The organism is Aeromonas sp. PrichA-15, assembly GCF_017939245.1.
Taxonomy (GTDB): Bacteria; Pseudomonadota; Gammaproteobacteria; order Enterobacterales; family Aeromonadaceae; genus Aeromonas; species Aeromonas caviae.
On the sequence record NZ_JAGKRH010000001.1, the window covers coordinates 84,495 to 102,224 of the forward strand.

The 17,730-nt window shown below is 60.6% G+C and carries 17 protein-coding genes; 11 read left to right on the forward strand and 6 right to left on the reverse strand.

The genetic code is table 11. The features are described from left to right. The first annotated feature begins 49 nt into the window (after positions 1 to 49). The 4 genes from J9889_RS00380 to yciA all read left to right on the forward strand — a co-directional run bounded on the left by J9889_RS00380 (position 50) and on the right by yciA (position 4,740). Complete coding sequence (locus tag J9889_RS00380) at positions 50 to 1,966, forward strand: transglycosylase SLT domain-containing protein (RefSeq protein ID WP_210555811.1); 1,917 nt, start codon at positions 50 to 52, stop codon at positions 1,964 to 1,966. A 178-nt stretch (positions 1,967 to 2,144) separates the two neighbouring features. Then, positions 2,145 to 3,143 (forward strand): LacI family DNA-binding transcriptional regulator, encoded by a 999-nt coding sequence (locus J9889_RS00385; protein WP_039038828.1) that lies wholly within the window; start codon positions 2,145 to 2,147, stop codon positions 3,141 to 3,143. 246 nt (positions 3,144 to 3,389) lie between these two features. Further along, entirely contained in the window at positions 3,390 to 4,202 is an 813-nt protein-coding gene (locus J9889_RS00390; protein WP_041212723.1) for an NAD-dependent epimerase/dehydratase family protein, read from the forward strand. A gap of 139 nt (positions 4,203 to 4,341) precedes the next feature. Then, entirely contained in the window at positions 4,342 to 4,740 is a 399-nt protein-coding gene (gene yciA, locus J9889_RS00395) for an acyl-CoA thioester hydrolase YciA (protein WP_029314261.1), read from the forward strand. 6 nt (positions 4,741 to 4,746) lie between these two features. On the opposite strand, the gene J9889_RS00400 is transcribed toward yciA, so the two are convergent. After that, positions 4,747 to 4,971, reverse strand: a complete 225-nt coding sequence (locus tag J9889_RS00400; protein WP_010674132.1) for a hypothetical protein — start codon at positions 4,969 to 4,971, stop codon at positions 4,747 to 4,749. A gap of 111 nt (positions 4,972 to 5,082) precedes the next feature. Here J9889_RS00400 and J9889_RS00405 point away from each other — a divergent pair, with 111 nt between their 5' ends. Then, the gene (locus tag J9889_RS00405; protein WP_041212724.1) at positions 5,083 to 5,928 is read left to right on the forward strand and encodes an endonuclease/exonuclease/phosphatase family protein; all 846 of its coding nucleotides are present in this window, start codon (positions 5,083 to 5,085) and stop codon (positions 5,926 to 5,928) included. Positions 5,929 to 6,023: 95 nt separating this feature from the next. Here the strand turns inward: J9889_RS00405 and J9889_RS00410 are convergent, their stop codons facing one another. Beyond that, positions 6,024 to 7,274, reverse strand: coding sequence for a LysM peptidoglycan-binding domain-containing protein (locus J9889_RS00410; protein WP_223931106.1), 1,251 nt, complete (start codon positions 7,272 to 7,274; stop codon positions 6,024 to 6,026). Here J9889_RS00410 and J9889_RS23935 point away from each other — a divergent pair, their 5' ends adjacent. After that, on the forward strand, positions 7,275 to 7,547 hold the full coding sequence (locus J9889_RS23935; RefSeq protein ID WP_010674135.1) for a hypothetical protein: 273 nt from the start codon (positions 7,275 to 7,277) through the stop codon (positions 7,545 to 7,547). Between the two features lie 87 nt (positions 7,548 to 7,634). On the opposite strand, the gene gloB is transcribed toward J9889_RS23935, so the two are convergent. Then, the gene (gene gloB, locus J9889_RS00415; RefSeq protein WP_109112289.1) at positions 7,635 to 8,399 is read right to left on the reverse strand and encodes a hydroxyacylglutathione hydrolase; all 765 of its coding nucleotides are present in this window, start codon (positions 8,397 to 8,399) and stop codon (positions 7,635 to 7,637) included. 79 nt (positions 8,400 to 8,478) lie between these two features. On the opposite strand from gloB, the gene J9889_RS00420 reads away from it, so the two are divergent. After that, positions 8,479 to 9,201 (forward strand): class I SAM-dependent methyltransferase, encoded by a 723-nt coding sequence (locus J9889_RS00420; protein ID WP_210555800.1) that lies wholly within the window; start codon positions 8,479 to 8,481, stop codon positions 9,199 to 9,201. A 6-nt stretch (positions 9,202 to 9,207) separates the two neighbouring features. On the opposite strand, the gene rnhA is transcribed toward J9889_RS00420, so the two are convergent. Further along, positions 9,208 to 9,672 (reverse strand): ribonuclease HI, encoded by a 465-nt coding sequence (rnhA, locus tag J9889_RS00425; RefSeq protein WP_010674138.1) that lies wholly within the window; start codon positions 9,670 to 9,672, stop codon positions 9,208 to 9,210. Positions 9,673 to 9,747: 75 nt separating this feature from the next. Here rnhA and dnaQ point away from each other — a divergent pair, with 75 nt between their 5' ends. Both dnaQ and J9889_RS00435 read left to right on the forward strand, forming a co-directional pair. After that, on the forward strand, positions 9,748 to 10,482 hold the full coding sequence (gene dnaQ, locus J9889_RS00430) for a DNA polymerase III subunit epsilon (RefSeq protein WP_041212726.1): 735 nt from the start codon (positions 9,748 to 9,750) through the stop codon (positions 10,480 to 10,482). Continuing rightward, positions 10,479 to 11,729, forward strand: coding sequence for a TIGR03503 family protein (locus tag J9889_RS00435; protein ID WP_041212727.1), 1,251 nt, complete (start codon positions 10,479 to 10,481; stop codon positions 11,727 to 11,729). Before dnaQ ends, J9889_RS00435 begins: the two co-directional genes overlap by 4 nt. Before the next feature lie 75 nt (positions 11,730 to 11,804). On the opposite strand, the gene J9889_RS00440 is transcribed toward J9889_RS00435, so the two are convergent. Continuing rightward, positions 11,805 to 13,322: an HD domain-containing phosphohydrolase gene (locus J9889_RS00440; RefSeq protein ID WP_210555801.1), complete on the reverse strand. Its 1,518-nt coding sequence runs from the start codon at positions 13,320 to 13,322 to the stop codon at positions 11,805 to 11,807. A 174-nt stretch (positions 13,323 to 13,496) separates the two neighbouring features. Then, positions 13,497 to 15,953 (reverse strand): acyl-CoA dehydrogenase FadE, encoded by a 2,457-nt coding sequence (fadE, locus tag J9889_RS00445; protein ID WP_041212728.1) that lies wholly within the window; start codon positions 15,951 to 15,953, stop codon positions 13,497 to 13,499. Between the two features lie 252 nt (positions 15,954 to 16,205). On the opposite strand from fadE, the gene lpcA reads away from it, so the two are divergent. Both lpcA and J9889_RS00455 read left to right on the forward strand, forming a co-directional pair. Next, entirely contained in the window at positions 16,206 to 16,784 is a 579-nt protein-coding gene (lpcA, locus tag J9889_RS00450; RefSeq protein ID WP_010674142.1) for a D-sedoheptulose 7-phosphate isomerase, read from the forward strand. 113 nt (positions 16,785 to 16,897) lie between these two features. Continuing rightward, positions 16,898 to 17,695: a class II glutamine amidotransferase gene (locus J9889_RS00455; RefSeq protein ID WP_010674143.1), complete on the forward strand. Its 798-nt coding sequence runs from the start codon at positions 16,898 to 16,900 to the stop codon at positions 17,693 to 17,695. Positions 17,696 to 17,730: the final 35 nt, after the last annotated feature.

Here is a 17,730-nt window from a genome sequence, read left to right on the forward strand (position 1 = left end):
ACCACCGCACTTTGGCGGTGGTTATGCCTTCAAGGGGAGAATGCCATTCGTGAAAGTCGTGCAGGGAATCATCTTGTCTGCGCTCTGGATGCCGGGGCTAGTGGCACCCGCCTTTGCGCAGACCATGGAGCAGTCTCTCTATCGCCAGGCCCATGAGGCCGTGCGTGCCAATGATCAGGTCAAATTCAGCCAGCTTCGGGCACGCCTGATCCACTATCCACTGCTGCCCTATCTGGATTACTACCAGCTTGCGTTCCGTCCCGGGGCGGCAGACTACAACGATGTGACCCGCTTCATCCGCCAGCACGGGGACACCCCCCAGTCCAACCGGCTCGAGCGCAGCTATCTCACCTATCTTGCCCAGAGCCAGCAGTGGTCCCAGTTCCTGCGCTTCTATCCGGCCAAGCCAAGCTCCACCGATCTGCTCTGTCAGCACTATCAGGCCCGCTACTACACGGGGCACCAGAGTGAAGCCCTGCAGGAGGCAGGCAAGCTCTGGTTAAGCGGTCAATCCAGGCCTGATGCCTGCGATCCCCTGTTCCAGCTCTGGCAGCAGGCGGGTCTGCGCACTCAGGAGAAGATCTGGGAGCGCATGAACCTGGCTTTCGAGGCCCAGAACCCCAACCTCATTCGCCACCTCGGGGCCCAGCTCGGCAGCGGCATGAAGGGGTATGGCGATCAGATGATCGCCCTGTATGACCAACCCGTGCGGGCGATGAATCCGGCCAACTTCACGGCGGCGCCCCCGTCGCGGCATCTGCTCTCCCTGGGGCTGGCCCGCTACGCCAACCAGGAGCCCGACGCGGTTCTGCGCCAGCTGGGGGAGATGACCCGTCGCTTCGGCCTGAACCATGCCGAGGTGAGTCGGGTGGAGAAGGCGGCCGCCCGCCGCCTGTTACTGGACCGCTCTTCTGACCAGCGCGCCTGGCTGGATACGGCCCTGGTGCGGCTCAAGGATCCGGAGCTGGTGGAGCTGCGGGCCCGTCTTGCCATCTGGGAGCAGGATTGGCACGGTCTCGAAGGCTGGGTCAAGCGGATGCCCATGGGGCTGCAAAAAGAGGATCGCTGGCGTTACTGGATGGCGCGCTCGCTGGAGAAACAGGGGCGGCAGAAACCGGCGCGGGACCTCTATCTCGAGACTGCGAACCTGCGCGGCTTCTACGGCTTCATGGCGGCCCAGCGCACCGGTGTGCCCTATCGCATGAAGAACCAGAGCGTGGCGCACAAGGTGCCGGACTGGCAAAGTGCCAGCCGCCGCTGGCCCTTCCTGCTGCGGGTGCGTGAACTGCTGGCGATGAACGAGATCACGGCGGCCCGCTCTGAGTGGATCCACAACATGGATCGCAACAGCGTGGCCCAGCGCCTGGAGTTTGGCCACATCGCCCTCAACCAGGGCTGGCACGAGCTGGCGATCCTCTCCAGCATCCGTGCCGAGGCCTGGGATGCGCTGGACCTGCGCTTCCCACTGCCCCTCAAGCGCACCTTCTCCCAGATGGCACAAGAGCGCACCATGAACACCAGTCTGCTCTACGCCATCTCCCGTCAGGAGAGCGCACTCTATCCCCTGGCCCAGTCACCGGTCGGGGCGAGGGGGTTGATGCAGCTGATGCCTGCCACCGCGAAAGAGACGGCCGGCAAGCTTGGGGTGCCCTATCGCAACGAGCAGCAACTGTTCGACCCGGCCATGAACATTCGTCTTGGCAGCGCCTACCTCAAGCGCCTGCTGGATGTGTATGACGGCAACCGGATCCTTGCGGCGGCGGCTTACAATGCGGGTCCTGGCCGGGTCAAGCGCTGGCGCGCGCAGAGCGACAACAAGCCGATGGATGTCTGGGTGGAGAGCATCCCCTATCGGGAGACGCGCAACTATGTCCAGAACGTGCTCTCTTTCGATCTCATCTATCAACACAAGCTGCAGCAGCCTTTGCGTTTTATGTCGGAACGCGAGCTGAATCACGCCTATTGAGTTCGGGGGGCAGTCGTTGTGGCGGCGGCCTCCCATTCTTGCCCCAAAATGGTTATCATCCCTTAAGCTTTGTTACAAAAGGAAACCTGCCAGGTGATCGGGCGCCGCGTCTTGGTCTGTCAGGTTCGATACAATGCCCGATAATCACTGACAGGCTTTTCCAACAAAGGAATCGAGAGTGGCAACGATCAAAGATGTGTCTCAGCTGGCGAATGTCTCCATTTCGACAGTGTCTCGAGTGATCAACAACACGGCGCAGGTGGCGCCCGAGAAGCGCGAGGCTGTCCTCGCGGCCATGAAGGAGCTCAGCTTTCGTCCAAACAGCTTCGCCCAGGCCCTGGTGAGCAAGCGCTCCAACTGTATCGGTGTGCTGGTGGGGGATCTGTGTGGCGGCCCCTTCTTCGCCCAGATGATGCGCGGCATCGAAAGCATGGTCGACAAGGCGAACAAGTTCACCATCGTGGTGTCCGGCAACCACGACGCGACCCGTGAGCGGCACGCCATCCAGGCGCTGCTGCAGCGCCAGTGTGATGCCCTTATCCTTCACAGCAAGGCGCTGCCTGACGAAGAGCTCAGCGAGCTGGCGTCGGGCACGACCCCCATCGTCTTCATCAACCGTCAGGTGCCAGGCTGCGAGGATCGCTGCGTCTGGCTGGACAACCAGGCCGGCATCACCACGGCTTGCCAGCATCTGCTGGACGCGGGACATCGCAAGATTGCCTTCGTCACCTCCGATGACGAGGAGTTTGTGGATGGTCAGCAGCGGATGGCCGGCTATCGCTTCGCCCTGCAACGGGCAGGTATCGAGCTGGATCCTGCCCTCATCGGCCGTGCCTATGCCGACGAAAAAGGTGGCTATGTGGCCATGAGCGAGCTGCTGGCGCGCGGCGTCGAGTTCAGCGCTGTGCTGGGTTTCAACGATGCCATGGTGGCGGGGGCCATCTCCTGTCTGCTGGAGCGGGGTTACAAAATACCCCAGCAGGTCTCTGTGGTCGGTTTTGATGACATCCCCTATGCCCGATACATCTATCCCAAGCTCACCACGGTACGTTACCCCATCGAGGAGATGGGAGAGCGGGCCGCTGAGCTGGCCCTGAGGCTGCTGGATCACAAGCCGGTAGAGGGGCTGGCGCTCAAATTCGAAGCCGAACTGGTACGGCGGGAATCTGTGGCCTGAGTCATGAAGTTGGCCCCGTGCGGGTCGACTTTTTTGCAAAACAGTGAAAGCGCTTTCAGAAATCCTTTTCAACTGTGATCCGCTTCAAAGCTTTTTGACCGCGCTGCCACTAGGATAGGCCCACGAATTAGGAGCGTGCGCTCCCGATTTTCCCGCTGTGGGAGGTAACCGGTTAGTCCGGCTATTTCCTTCGTTACTTTCGACGGTCATCATTGGATGGCCGTTTTTTTTTGTCAGGATCCGGGTATGACGAACGAATTTGAGTATCAGACGGGTATCGTGGGCGCCGGCTGGCTGGGGTTGCCCCTGGTCAGGGCATTGCAAGAGCAGGGGCAATCTATCGCGGTGACGGTCAGTACGGCCGAAAAGGCTGAACGGCTGCGGGGGGAGGGTATTGCCGCCTGGCCGCTGTTGCTCACCCCTGACATGGGGCCACTGCCATTTCGTTGTCATGACCTAGTGATCTGCGTGCCCCCCAGCAAGACCGGTGATTACCCGGCGTCCGTGGCCAGTCTGTGCCGACAGGCGAGGGAGGCGGGTGTTCAGAGGGTTCTGTTTATCAGCGCGACTTCGGTCTGGGGGGCCGGACAGGGGGAGGATGATACGCCCGCTCCAGCCCATGACAGAGGCTTGCGGATGCGGGCGGCCGAGCTTGCCGTGCTGGAAGGGCATGTTGACTGCGCCATGATCTTGCGCCCGGCCGGACTCTATGGTCCTGACCGTCACCCCGGCCGTTTTCTGGCGGGCAAGACGCTGGCCGGGGGAGGCCAGGCTGTGAACCTGGTGCATCTGGACGACGTGGTGGCCGCCTGTGAGCTGATGCTGGCCCGGGGGCAGGATGGGGATGCCTACAATCTGAGTGCCCCCGTTCACCCACGCCGGGAGCAGCTCTACCCCTTCGCGAGCCGCCTGCTCGGGCTGGTGCCGCCGCAGTTCGTCGAGCCGGCGGGGGAGTTTGCTCCCATCGAAGGTCAGCGCATCTGCCAGCAGCTTGGTTTCGTCTATCGCTGGCCGGATCCGGCCCACTGGTTTGCGGACGGTGCGGCCTTGAAGGGCTGAACGGGTCGTCGCCATCCGGGCCCCGGAGTCGGTCATCTGGCGTGCAAACCAGATACGGCGCGCGCTCCGGGACAATTGAGGTTTGCCAAGGGGGGGATCGCCCCCTATCATGCCGCCATCCATGATAAAGAGAGCGGTAATGATGGAAGAGACCAAGCGCCACCCCGATGGGGAGCTGTTGCTGAGAACCCTGGCAATGCCAGCCGATACCAACCCCAATGGCGATATCTTCGGCGGGTGGATCATGTCCCAGATGGATATAGGTGGGGGCATCATGGCCAAGGAGCTGGCAAAAGGGCGCATCTGTACCGTCTCGGTGGAGGGGATGACCTTCCACAGCCCGGTCAAGGTGGGTGACGTGGTGTGCTGTTACGGTCGCTGCCTCAAGATTGGTCGCAGCTCCATGCGACTCAAACTGGAGGTCTGGGTCAAGCCGGTATTGCGGGAGAACGAAGCCCAGCGGTACTGCGTGACCGAGGGCGTCTTCACCTATGTGGCCATCGACGATCAGGGCAAATCTCGCCCCGTGCCGGTCTGAGTCTGCTCAGATGAGCCGGGCATTGATGATGGATATTTCCTGCTCAAGCCCGGTTTTTTGCCGTATCATGCGCTCCAGCATCTCTTCCGACCCCACGCACTGCCGGGTGTCGAACAGACAGAGATCACATTGGGGATCCCGCCTGATTTGATAGACGGTGGAAAGCTCCACTTGATGACAGGTTCCCTGTTGATCGTAAAATGTCACGCGGTACTGGTGCTGTCTCGCCATCGTTGAATTCCTTCTTGATGAGTCGGGCCGGATATGAATAATGAGACTAGTCGGCGACCGTGGCCTGTGTGAGGGCCATGTCGTCTTGCAGAGGCAGGTGATTGTTAGCCAATGAAAAATAGTTATCGGATTCTGGGAACGTCCCTGCTGACGTTGGGGCTGGTCGGTTGCTTCGAGGTACCGGATCAAGATCATCTGGTGACTGCGGCAGGTATCATACCTGGCGCAAGCTGTGACAGACCACCTCTGGTGGCGCTCGCCTCCACGGCCTTGCCGAGGGAGTTTGACATCACCGTCTGGAACCTCTACAAGGGACAACGCAAGAACTGGCGGGAAGGGCTGGATGAGTATGCTAAGTCCCAGGATCTGGTGCTGCTGCAAGAGTCGGCGACCCGGCCCGAGATGCTGGACTGGCTGAAGAGAGGGGATTTCCAGTGGCAGCAGTTGCAGGCCTTCACCCAGGGAGGTGTCTCCTTTGGCGTGATGACAGTGGCGAAAACGCCGCAGGCGTTTGTCTGTGGCGTCCGTTCCCCCGAACCCCTGCTGCGTATCCCCAAGTCAGGTCTGGTCAGTCTCTATCCCTTGCAGGGGGATCCTGACGGCGTGCTGGTGGTGAATCTCCATGCGGTCAATTTCGAACTGGGCATGGCGACCTTCCGCGAGCAGCTCAACGATCTGACTGCGTTGATCCATCGCCACCAGGGGCCGGTCATCCTGGGCGGCGATTTCAACACCTGGAGCGATAAGCGCGCGTTCTGGTTGAACAAGCTGGTGGGCGAGCTTGGCCTGCAGGAGGCCATACCTGTGCCTGATCTGCGTCGCACCGCTTTTGGCCGCCCGCTGGATCACCTCTACTATCGCAATCTGGATCTGGTGGAGGTGAGTTCACCGGCTACCGATGCCTCTGACCACAACCCCATTCTGGCGCGCTTTGCGGCCCAGGCCATCACTCCCTGAGTCATCCCTCAGGGGAGAGCGGCGTCGCCGCTGGTTCATGCAGACAAAAAAATACCCCGCATCAAGCGGGGTATTTTTTGGATTGCGACGAGCGATCAGCTGTTGTTCTTCACGAACAGGGTCAACTCCTGACCCGGCTTGAGATAGTCACTCTTGCCGAGCTGGTTCCAGCGCATCACATCGTTGACGGCGACCTGGAAGCGGGCTGCGATGGAGGAGAGGGAATCACCGCGGCGCACCTGATAGACCATGGACTTGTTGCTGCTCTTGCCCTGCTTGGGCCAGACCACCAGCTTCATGCCAGGCTTGAGGGCCGACTTGGCGTTCAGGCCGTTCCACTTGGCCAGGTCGGCGTGGGTGACCCCGTGTGCCTGGCTGATGCTCCACAGGTTGTCACCGGAGCGCACCTGATAGTTCACCTTGCCACCACTGCGGCTGGCGAGCTGCTGCGGCTTGCTCTGGGCAACCTGGGTTGCGCGCCCGCCATTGGGGATGATCAGGCTCTGGCCACGGCGCAGGTTGTTGCCACGCATGTTGTTGGCCAGTTTGAGCTGTTGCACGGTCACCCCGTGATTCTGGGCGATCCGTGACAGCGTATCACCACTGGTGACCTGATAGGAGCGCACGCCACGGGTACGTTCACGCTGGGGCAGATCGGCCAGGGCCAGTTCCAGGGTGTCGGCGTACTCGACGGGGACCAGCAGGTTGTAAGGGCCCTGTGGCGAGGTCATGCCACGCTTGAGCGCAGGATTGAGCGCCTTGAGCTGGGAGGCGGAAACGCCAGCCAGCTGGGCGGCCACGTTCAAATCAATCTGGCCACCGGTATTGATGGTTCTCAATTGCGGCTTGTTGGCCAGCACCGGCAGGGTGACATTGTATTTGTCCGCATTGCGGATCATGTCGGCCATGGCCATGATCTTGGGCACATACATCCGGGTTTCGCGGGGCAGGTCCAGCGACCAGTAGTCGGTCGGACGACCAGCCCGTTCGTTGCGGGTGATGGCGTTGCGCACCCGACCTTCACCGGCATTGTAAGCGGCCAGGGTCTGCAGCCAGTCACCGTCGAAGAACCGGTTCAGGTACTCCAGGTAATCCAGTGCGGCATTGGTGGATGCCAGGACATCGCGTCGACCGTCGTACCAGTTGTCGTGGCGCAGGCCGAAATTCTTGCCGGTTGCAGGAACGAACTGCCAAAGACCGACCGCATTGCTGCGAGAGCGGGCATTGGGATCGAACATGCTCTCGATCATGGGGATGGTAATAAGCTCCATTGGCAGCTCACGCCGTTCGATTTCCTCTACCATCAGATACAGGTAGGGCTCAGCCCGGCTGGCAATGGTCGCCATATGCTTATCATTGCGCAACAACCAATCACGCTGTTGGCGAACCCGGGCATTATCGTGCGAGTCCAGCTGCATATCATCGCTGATACGCACCCACAGGTTATCAGTGTCATCCAGCTCTTCTATCTGTTCGTCGCCGAACAGCATCCGCGAAGAGTGTTTTTTGTACGTTTTCTTGCTGACTTGGGGGGATTTGATCGGCTCGATTGCCGTTACCGCCCGGTCATCCTGATGGCTCAGGTTTTGACAGCCGCTGAGAAACAGCGCTGCCAATAAGGCCGTTCGTAGCTTCATCTCGCTCAGGTCATCTGTGGAAAAACAGCTCGCATCATAAGGGGCAATGCCCCCCTGATCAAGGTTTGTTCAAAAAACGTCCTTCCAGGCCCGCAGAACAGCGAAGGTATCCTCTGGATTTTCCAAGCATTTAAGGGCGTATTTCTCAGCAGAAAATTTTACCGAGTCCTGCTCGCAGCGCAGAAAAACATTGAAATTCCGCTCATCTCCCAGCCGGGAGGGGAGACTCGGGAGGCCCTGCTGACGCAGTTTGCTGATCACGCCGATCTGCCGCTGGATCGCCAGGTTGTCGGGCTCGACCGCATGGGCGAAACGCAGGTTGGAGAGGGTGTATTCATGGGCACAATAAAGGAGGGTCTCATCGGGCAGTGCCGCGAGCCGTTGCAGGGAAGTGTGCATCTGTGCCGGGGTCCCTTCGAACAGACGGCCGCAACCGGCGCTGAAGAGGGTATCGCCACAAAACAGCATGCCCTGGCCGTAATAGGCGATATGCCCCAGGGTATGACCGGGCACATGGAGGACATCCAGACTCAGGCCATGCCAGTTGATCTGATCCCCGTCGTCGAGCCACTGGCCATGATGGTCCGGCATGGGGTCATGCTTGGGACCATAGAGGCGAGCGTGGGGGAAGTGTTGCAGCAGCTCGGATACGCCCCCGACGTGATCGCGGTGGTGATGGGTCAGGAGGATGGCATCCAGCACCAGATCCAGCGCAGCCAGCCGTTCCAGCACGGGATCGGCCTCGCCTGGATCGACGACCAGGCAGTGATTTTCGTGACGGATCAACCAGATGTAGTTGTCGCTGAAGGCCGGAACTGTGATGACGGTATACATGGGTCGAGGTCTCTTGTGTTCTCTTTAGGGAAGGGATCTTATATAACTGGATGGCATTCGCCCCCGAGTTGGTCCCATTATGCAACTGGCACGTACCGAACAACAGATCGCGCTTCCGACCAGTTGGTCCGCACTGCCCATGGGGGACTGGGTGGCCGCCGAGCTTCAGGAGCGCCTCGACAACTGGTGCCCCCACCTCTTTGGCTATCACTTGCTCAAGATAGGTGCCCTGAGCGCCGAACTCTCCTGCGGCTGTTCCACCATTCGTCATCAAATCGGTGTCGCCCCCGGCGGACGGCTGCTGGACATCCAGGGGGATCCGCTCGCCTTGCCGGTGCGATCGGGGAGCGTGGATGCCTGCCTGCTGGCTCACTGCCTCGATTTCTCGCCGGATCCTCATCAGGTGCTGCGGGAGGCAGAACGGGTGCTGACCGACGATGGCTGGCTCATTGTCAGCGGTTACAACCCACTCAGCCTGGTGGGGCTGGGCCACTATCTGCCCTTCATGCGGCGGCATCTGCCTTGGTCTGCCCGCATGTTCACGCCCGCACGGGTGACCGACTGGCTGCAACTGCTCGGCTGCGAGGTGATGTTAGACGAGCGGTTCGGTTTCTCCTTCATGGGCAGACAGAGCAAGATCGGCTGGTGGCGGGAGAGTCTGGGGCGGGACTATTGCCGCTCCCTGGCGTCTGTTTACGTGATTGCCGCCCGCAAGCGGCGTTTCCCCGTGACACCGGTACGTCGCCGCTGGCGGCTGCCGGAGTCGATGGCTGCGCCAGGAATGGCGCGCCAGGGCGGCTAGCGGGCATCAGGGCTGGTAGCCGCTGTCTTCGGCAAGCTGCTTGCCGCTGGCGGCCTCACGGGCAAGCTCGTCACAGCGTTCGTTTTCCGGGTGGCCCGAGTGTCCTTTCACCCAGAGCCATTCGATCTGGTGACGGGCCACTTCCGCATCAAGGGCCTGCCAGAGATCGACGTTCTTGACCGGCTGACGGTTGGCGGTCATCCAGCCCTTCTTCTTCCAGCCGATGATCCATTGGGTGATCCCCTGGCGCACATACTGGCTGTCGGTGGTGAGCCGCACCTGGCAGGGTTCGTTCAGGGTCCGCAGCCCCATGATGGCAGCCATCAGCTCCATCCGGTTATTGGTGGTCAATCGAAAACCGGCGGAGATCTCCTTGCGATGCTTGCCATAGACCATGACGGCACCATAGCCGCCGGGGCCCGGGTTGCCTAAGCAGGAGCCATCCGTGAATAAATCAATCTGTTTCAACATGAGCAATCAATCTGTTTTAGCGAGAGGCTTGGGGTAAACTAGCGAGTAAAACCGAAGTTTGACATGGATTTGATCATGAGCACACCCCAACTGAATCGCCAGATCATTCTGGATACCGAAACTACCGGCATGAACACCGCGGGCGGCCCTGTCTATCTTGGGCACCGCATCATCGAGATCGGCTGTGTGGAGGTGATCAACCGCAAACTCACCGGCAACCATTTCCACGTCTACATCAAGCCGGATCGGCTGGTGGACCCCGAGGCCATCGCCGTGCACGGCATTACGGATGCCTTCCTGGCGGACAAGCCCTCTTTTAGCCAGATAGCGGACGATTTCATCGAGTTCATTCGCGGCGCCGAGCTCATCGCCCACAACGCCCCCTTTGACGTGAGCTTCATGGACTATGAGTTCAGCAAGCTCGGTCTGAACTTCAAGACGGCGGATATCTGCGGCATCACGGATACCCTGGCGATGGCGCGGGATCTCTTCCCGGGCAAGCGCAACAACCTGGACGTGTTGTGCGATCGCTACGGCATCGACAACTCTCACCGTACCCTGCACGGCGCCTTGCTCGATGCGGAGATCCTGGCGGACGTCTACCTCCTGATGACGGGTGGCCAGACCAAACTCAATCTGGCGAGCGAAACCAGCGAGAGCGAGACCAGCCAGGATACCGGCATTCGTCGTCTGGAGAGCAATCGCCCGCCGCTCAGGGTGGTGCGCGCGAGCGACGAGGTGGCGGCTGTCCATGAAGCGAGGCTGGATCTGGTACAGAAAAAAGGAGGTGCCTGCCTGTGGCGGCAATGAGATCGCTTTGGGGGCTGCTGCTGCTGGCCTCCCTCCCGGCCACGGCCAACGAGGTGTTTGCGCCTTCCGACATTCCTCTGCTCGACAACCGCTTTCGCATCGATTACGGCGTGAAGGAGATCACCTTCATCATCAAGCGCAAGCCGGGGACGCCCTCGGTGATCCTGGTGCGACCCGATGGCAGCAAGCTCTATGTGGGCAAGGTCAAGCCGCCCGACGTGGGCTGGTTGCCCCTCAAGGATCAGGATCTCATCACCATCCGCGACCCCATGCCCGGCCCCTGGCAGGCGATCGGAGAGGTGGACCCCGACAATCGGGTGCGCCTGCTCACCGACATCCAGGTCGAGAGCGAGCCGCTACCGGCCCGCCTCTATCAGGGTGAGCGTGTCAAACTGCAATCCCGTCTGCTGATCGATGGCGCGGCGCCCGGGGCGGGTTACTACCTCACCGATCTGGGCATGACCGTCAAGCTGCAGCAGTTCAACGATGCCAGCCAGAGCAGCGATCCCGTGTTCGAGGAGACCCTGGGACGCTACATGGATGATGGCAAGGGGGTGGACGAAGTGCCGGGGGACGGTATCTTGACCGCCGAGGCGGTACTGGACGTCCCTGCGGGAAAATACCGAGCCCTCTTCAGCACCGGCAATGAGGTCTTCTCACGAGCCCAGTCACAGCAGGTGCTGCTCTACCCCTGGCCGGTCAGCTATTCCCTGAATCCCCCCTCCGGGGAGGGGGGAGCCAAGCTCTCTCTGGTCATCGATGTGGATGAACTGGATCCCGCCTCCGTGGTCATCCTGGGCAAGGCCATCGACGGCGGCGGCAGTAGCATGACGTTCAACGAGGTGGCGACAGCGCCGCGTTTTGGCGTGGATCTCTCCGCCCTCAAGGCGGCAGGGCAGTACAAGGTGGAGGCCACCCTCTTTGGAACAACCCGGCTCGGTCGCGAGGTGCAACTGCAATTGCCGGCCAAGTCGTTCACCATAGCACCGCCTCCCCCCCCTCCCGCACCCTCTGCGGCCATGCCCGCATCCGCCGCCACCCCCGACCGGTTCGAGGAGCGGGAGAGTCCGGTCTGGCTGCCCTGGGCGCTGGGGGGAGGTGGCGTGTTGCTGCTCTTGCTGGGGGCGGGTGGTTTCATTCTGCTGCAAAAGCGCCGCACTCTGCACAAGGCGATGGCGGCGCAGAAGGCGCAACTTGAAGAGACGCCAGCAACCCCCAGACTGGATCTCAATCTGCCGGAGCAATAATTCTGCGCACATTGCAAAGAAGCCGCCCAATGGGCGGCTTCTTCATGGTGGCAAGTGGATGGGGTGAACCCGATATCAGTGGGCGCCGATATAGATGTCTTTGTACTGTTCGCGAATATCGAGGAACTTCTCCAGATTGGCCAGCATCAGGTCCACCAGGAGGGGGTCGAAGTGCTCTCCTTTCTCCTCCTTGATCAGCGCCAGCACCTGATCCAGCGGCCAGGCCTGCTTGTAGCAACGATCCGAGCCCAGAGCATCGAACACATCCGCCAGGGCGACGATGCGTCCTTCCAGCGGAATGTCCTCTCCCTTCAACCCGCGGGGATAGCCGCTGCCATTCCACTTCTCGTGATGGTTGCCCGCGATGGTGGCGCCTATCTGGAACAGGGCCAGGTCACTGCCGGAGAGCATGTCCTGCCCAAGCTGGGCGTGGGTTTTCATGATCTCCCACTCCTCGGGAGTGAGTTTGCCCGGTTTGTGCAAGATGGCGTCCGGGATCCCCACCTTGCTGATGTCGTGCAGGGGAGAGGCCCGTTTGATGAGCTCGCACCTGTCCTCATTCATGCCGAGCAGCTTGCAGAACAGTTCGGTGTAGAGGGCCACCCGCTTGACGTGCAAGCCGGACTCTTTCGAGCGGCTCTCCACCAGTTCGCCGATGCGATAGATGATCTCTCGCTGGTTGTCACCGATCACCTCGTTGAGCCGGATATTCTCCAGCGCCACTATGATGTTTTCGGTGAACAGGCTCAGCAGCCCGGTATCCATCTGGCTGAGCGGGCGAGTGGTCTCGATGTGGAACAGCAGGTGATGACGGGCATTCTGGCAATAGAGCACCATCTGGTTGCCATCGTAGACATTGGCTCCCTTGGCCATGGCACAGCGCAGGATTTCCGGCGCATCGACGAGGCGCAGCATGGGACCATCGCTGAGCAGAGGCTCGAGCACCTGATCCCGCACCTCATAGGCCAGGTGCTTCACATCGTAAATCTGGGACTCTTCCAGATTGAGCAGGGCACTGAGCTGGGTCTGGGCTCCTTCGACGAACTGGCGCAGGGCACGCTGCTCGAAGATCCCCTTGGACGCCTCGATGACCTTCTCCAGCCCCTGTCGATTGCTCTCAAGGGTTCGGATGTCCCGGTAAGAGCGCAGGCTGGCGCGCAGCAGGGTGCGCAGTTTCTGGGAGGTGAGCTCGGTCTTGTCCTTGTAGTCGTTGATGTCGTAGTTGGTCACCACGTCATCTTCCGGGGCCTGGCCGGGCTGACCGGTTCGCAGCACGATGCGCACCATCTTGTTTTGCAGCTCGTCGCGCACGAACTTGACCACCTCGAGACCGGCATGATCGACCTCCATGACGACGTCGAGCAGCAGCAGGGCGACATCCGGGGTGAGGGCGAGCAAGGCTTTGGCTTCAGCCGCAGAGTAGGCGTGCAGAAAATCGATCGGCTTGCCGTCGAATTCAAACTTGTTCAGGGTGATTTTGGTGATGCGATGCACTTCGGGTTCATCGTCCACTATCATCACCTTCCAGCCGGCGGGACGCGGTGCTGATTGGGGAAGATCTTCATCATCAATAATCAGGATTTGATCATCCATTATGCAATCCTGTGTGTGATCCTGTGCTTACCTTAACCGCTTCATTCAATATAGGAAACGGATTGATATCCAAAATATGATCCAGTCGGTTTCTCTTTCTTCGTATCGGATGCCATCCACCCGCCCTTTCATGAAAAACGCCTCCACAAGGGAGGCGTTCTGGCATCAGAGGCATCAAGCTGCCCTGTGATAGGCGGAGGCTTCAAACAGTGCCTTGTTGGCCACTAGGTCGACGGGATCGAAGTCATCGACGTTGATGGTGCGAAGGCGACTCTCCTCGGCGCGCCGCAGCAGGTCCGCTTCGGCCTGGTTGATGACACCGAGGCTCAGGCCCGCCTCTGCCACCTTGTCGAGCTGGGTGAAGGGGCGTTTGCTCCCTTCGGCTTTGCACACCTTGTCAAACAGCGGCTCTGCGGTCAGCACATCGTCCAGCGCCTGTTCCAGCAGCCCGAAGGGGTTGCCCTCCTCGCGCGTCAGATATTGGCCCTCGGCCAGACGGCTGCGAGTGGCACTTGGCACCTGGAGCAGGCGGGCTACCTGGCTGTCGAGCTTGTCGGAGGGACGCTTCAGGTCGCGACCAAGGGGTAGCACGATGGCGCGCAGGGCCAGACCAATCCAGCGATTCGGGAAGTTGCGCAGCAACTCGTCGATCGCTTCCTGAGCCTTGAACAGGGCGTCTTGCAGTGCCCAGTGCAGCAGCGGCAGGTCGGCCTGCTGGCGTCCTTCATCCTGATAGCGCTTGAGGGCGCTGGAGGCCAGATAGAGCTGGCTCAGCACATCGCCAAGGCGGGCAGACACCCGCTCTTTGCGCTTGAGCTCGCCACCCAGGGTGCCCATCGCCATGTCTGACAGGAAGGCAAGGTTGGCGGAGAGGCGAGAGAGCTGCTGATAGTAGCCCTTGGTCTGATCCTTGTAGGGCGCGGCGGCGAAGCGGGCACCGGTCAGCCCCAGCCAGAAGCTGCGCACCAGGTTGCTGATGGCAAAGCCCACATGGCTGAACATCGCCTTGTCGAAATCTTTCAGCGCCTGTTCTTTGTCGGGGTGGCTGGCGGCCAGCATCTCCGGCAACACATAGGGGTGGCAACGGATGGCTCCCTGACCATAAATGATCATGCTGCGGGTCAGGATATTGGCTCCCTCGACGGTCACGGCGATGGGCGCCCCCTGATAGCCACGGGCCAGATAGTTGCTCGGCCCCATACAGATGGCCTTGCCGCCATGGATGTCCATGGCATCGATGATGCACTTCTGGGCGCGGTCGGTGAGGTGGTACTTGACGATGGCGGAGATGACCGAGGGTTTTTCACCGAGATCGATGCCGGTGACCGTCAGTTTGGCGGCGGCGCCCATGATGTAGGCGTTGCCACCCAGGCGTGCCAGCGGCTCTTCAATCCCTTCCATCTTGCCAATCGGCAGCTTGAACTGGCGACGGATGCGGCTGTAGGCACCGGTGGCCAGGGCCAGCATCTTGACGCCGCCCGTGCTGTTGGAGGGCAGGGTGATGCCGCGGCCGACGGAGAGACACTCCACCAGCATGCGCCAGCCCTGACCGGCCATAGCCGGACCGCCGATGATGAAGTCGAGCGGTACAAACACGTCTTGGCCGCGGGTCGGGCCGTTCTGGAACGGCACGTTGAGCGGGAAGTGGCGACGACCGATATCGACTCCCTTGATGTGGGTCGGAATGAGGGCGCAGGTGATGCCGAGCTCTTCTTCCTCACCCAGCAGGTGGTCAGGGTCACGCAGCTTGAAGGCGAGGCCGAGTACGGTGGCGATGGGAGCCAGGGTAATGTAGCGCTTGTTCCAGGTCAGGCGCATGCCGAGCACCTCTTCCCCTTCCCACTCGCCTTTGCAGACGATGCCGAAGTCGGGAATCGAGCCCGCATCAGAACCCGCTTCCGGACTGGTCAGGGCGAAACAGGGGATCTCCTTGCCGACAGCCAGACGGGGCAGGTAGTAATCCTTCTGCTCGTCAGTACCGTAGTGTTGCAGCAATTCACCCGGCCCTAAGGAGTTGGGAACGCCGACGGTGGAGGCGAGCACGGCGCTGGCGCCGCACAGCTTTTGCAGCACGCAGGACTGGGCGTAGGCGGAGAACTCCAGCCCGCCATATTTCTTCTTGATGATCATGGCGAAGAACTTGTTGTCCTTCAGGTATTGCCACACCTCGGGAGAGAGATCGGCACGCTCGTGGGTCACTTCCCAGTCGTTGACCATGCGGCACACTTCTTCAACCGGACCGTCCATGAAGGCCTGCTCTTCGGCAGACAGCGTGCTGACCGGAATGGCGTGCAGCTTCTTCCAGTCCGGGTTGCCGGCAAACAGATCCGCTTCCCACCAGGTCGTCCCCGCTTCGATGGCTTCCTTCTCGGTTCGGGACATCTCCGGCATGATGGACTTGTAGATCTTGAACAGCGGCTTGGTCAGCTGGTTGCGGCGAAACTCCACCAGATTGAGGGGCAGGGCTATCACCGCGAACAGCGCCCACACCAACAGGGGCACATGGCCATAGAAGGTGCCGGCGACCAGGGCGGCGGCCGTGGCAAGCGTGGCGGTGAACAGGGACGCACGGCGATAGGCCATGGCGCCGATCACCAGGATCACCCCGAGCAGAGTGAGGGTCGTCGTCATTGTTTGCTCCTTGCATGAATTGCCGAGGTTGGGAAATTGGCGTTAACTGATCCAGAGGTCTGACCTGTTGGATATGGCCCCTGTTGTAATTCATACGCACAAACTTATCAAGCTGTTTACAAGCCTGTTACCTTGGCTCTGTGATCGCCATAACGCGCTGCCCGCCCCATCTTGGCGGGCGGGGGGCGACGATTGGACTGGCTTGTGCGACAATGCCGCCACCCTATGTTGGACGACGAGATTTCAAGAACCATGTACCAAGAACTGATCCGCAACGAGTTGACCGAGGCTGCCAGCGTGCTTCAGGCGTTCCTGGCAGATGAGCAAAATCTGAAAAACATCGAGGCGGCGGCCAGGCTGCTCGCCGACTCCTTCAAGCAGGAAGGAAAGGTACTCTCCTGCGGCAACGGCGGCTCCCACTGCGATGCCATGCACTTTGCCGAGGAGCTGACCGGTCGTTATCGCGAGAACCGCCCAGGCTATGCCGGCATCGCCATCTCCGATCCCAGCCACCTCTCCTGCGTCTCCAACGACTTTGGCTATGACTATGTCTTCTCCCGCTATGTGGAGGCCGTCGGCCGCCGTGGTGACGTGCTGCTCGGCATCTCCACCAGCGGCAACTCCGGCAACATCCTCAAAGCCATCGAGGCGGCCCGTGCCAAAGGGATGAAGGTGATTGCCCTGACCGGCAAGGACGGCGGCAAGATGGCTGGTCTGGCCGATGTGGAGATCCGTGTGCCGCACTTCGGTTATGCCGATCGCATCCAGGAAGTGCACATCAAGGTGATCCACATCCTGATCCAGCTGGTTGAAAAAGAGATGGCCAAGTAATCAACGATCCGGGATTGAGAGGGGGGGATGGGTGACCATGTCCGGCCCTCTCGACCAGCCGTGACGGTTGATTGACGAAACCAGAGTCAAGACATTCAGGGAGTGGATGGTATATGTGCGAACTGCTCGGCATGAGTGCCAATGTGCCGACCGACATCTGCTTCAGCTTTACCGGGCTGATGCTGCGGGGCGGCAAGACAGGTCCCCATAAGGATGGCTGGGGGATCACCTTCTATGAGGGGCGGGGTTTTCGCACCTTCAAGGATCCCGAACCCAGCGCCCAGTCTCCCATCGCCAAGCTGGTCCAGGCACTGCCCATCAAGAGCCGTGCCGTGGTCAGCCATATCCGGCAGGCGAACCGGGGGTGTGTCTCCCTGGAAAACACCCACCCATTTACCCGAGAACTGTGGGGCCGTTACTGGACCTTTGCCCACAATGGCCAGTTGACCGGTTACAAGAGGCTGCCCACGGGGCGGCACCGTCCGGTAGGCGACACCGACAGCGAGCACGCCTTCTGCTGGCTGCTCGACAGGCTGGAGCACAAGTACCCCAAACGGCCGGCAAATTTCCCCGCCATGTTCCGCTACCTCGCGACCCTGTGCGACGAGCTGCGCGGGCTCGGGGTGTTCAACATGCTGCTGTCGGATGGAGAGTTCGTGATGACCTATTGCAGCAACAATCTTTACTGGTTGACGCGCAGGGCTCCCTTTGGCGAAGCCCGTCTGCTGGATGAGGATGTGGCCATCGACTTTCAGAGTGAAACCACGCCGAACGATGTGGTGACCCTGATCGCCACCCGGCCGCTCACCGGCAACGAGAATTGGGTGAAGATGGTACCCGGGGAGTTCTGCCTGTTCAGGCTGGGCGAGCTGGAATATGGCAATGCAGCCAACTTGTTGAACCAGAAATAAAAAATACCAGGGTAGATGTCTACCCTGGTTCTTCG

What these genes read in the sequence shown, in the direction of transcription:
- J9889_RS00390 (WP_041212723.1), top strand. Translation starts at nt 3,390, where the DNA reads ATGACGAACGAATTTGAGTATCAGACGGGTATCGTGGGCGCCGGCTGG.
- yciA (WP_029314261.1), top strand. Translation starts at nt 4,342, where the DNA reads ATGATGGAAGAGACCAAGCGCCACCCCGATGGGGAGCTGTTGCTGAGA.
- J9889_RS00400 (WP_010674132.1), bottom strand. Translation starts at nt 4,971, where the DNA reads ATGGCGAGACAGCACCAGTACCGCGTGACATTTTACGATCAACAGGGA.
- J9889_RS00405 (WP_041212724.1), top strand. Translation starts at nt 5,083, where the DNA reads ATGAAAAATAGTTATCGGATTCTGGGAACGTCCCTGCTGACGTTGGGG.
- J9889_RS00410 (WP_223931106.1), bottom strand. Translation starts at nt 7,274, where the DNA reads ATGGCGACCATTGCCAGCCGGGCTGAGCCCTACCTGTATCTGATGGTA.
- J9889_RS23935 (WP_010674135.1), top strand. Translation starts at nt 7,275, where the DNA reads ATGCTTATCATTGCGCAACAACCAATCACGCTGTTGGCGAACCCGGGC.
- gloB (WP_109112289.1), bottom strand. Translation starts at nt 8,399, where the DNA reads ATGTATACCGTCATCACAGTTCCGGCCTTCAGCGACAACTACATCTGG.
- J9889_RS00420 (WP_210555800.1), top strand. Translation starts at nt 8,479, where the DNA reads ATGCAACTGGCACGTACCGAACAACAGATCGCGCTTCCGACCAGTTGG.
- rnhA (WP_010674138.1), bottom strand. Translation starts at nt 9,672, where the DNA reads ATGTTGAAACAGATTGATTTATTCACGGATGGCTCCTGCTTAGGCAAC.
- dnaQ (WP_041212726.1), top strand. Translation starts at nt 9,748, where the DNA reads ATGAGCACACCCCAACTGAATCGCCAGATCATTCTGGATACCGAAACT.
- J9889_RS00435 (WP_041212727.1), top strand. Translation starts at nt 10,479, where the DNA reads ATGAGATCGCTTTGGGGGCTGCTGCTGCTGGCCTCCCTCCCGGCCACG.
- J9889_RS00440 (WP_210555801.1), bottom strand. Translation starts at nt 13,322, where the DNA reads ATGGATGATCAAATCCTGATTATTGATGATGAAGATCTTCCCCAATCA.
- fadE (WP_041212728.1), bottom strand. Translation starts at nt 15,953, where the DNA reads ATGACGACGACCCTCACTCTGCTCGGGGTGATCCTGGTGATCGGCGCC.
- lpcA (WP_010674142.1), top strand. Translation starts at nt 16,206, where the DNA reads ATGTACCAAGAACTGATCCGCAACGAGTTGACCGAGGCTGCCAGCGTG.
- J9889_RS00455 (WP_010674143.1), top strand. Translation starts at nt 16,898, where the DNA reads ATGTGCGAACTGCTCGGCATGAGTGCCAATGTGCCGACCGACATCTGC.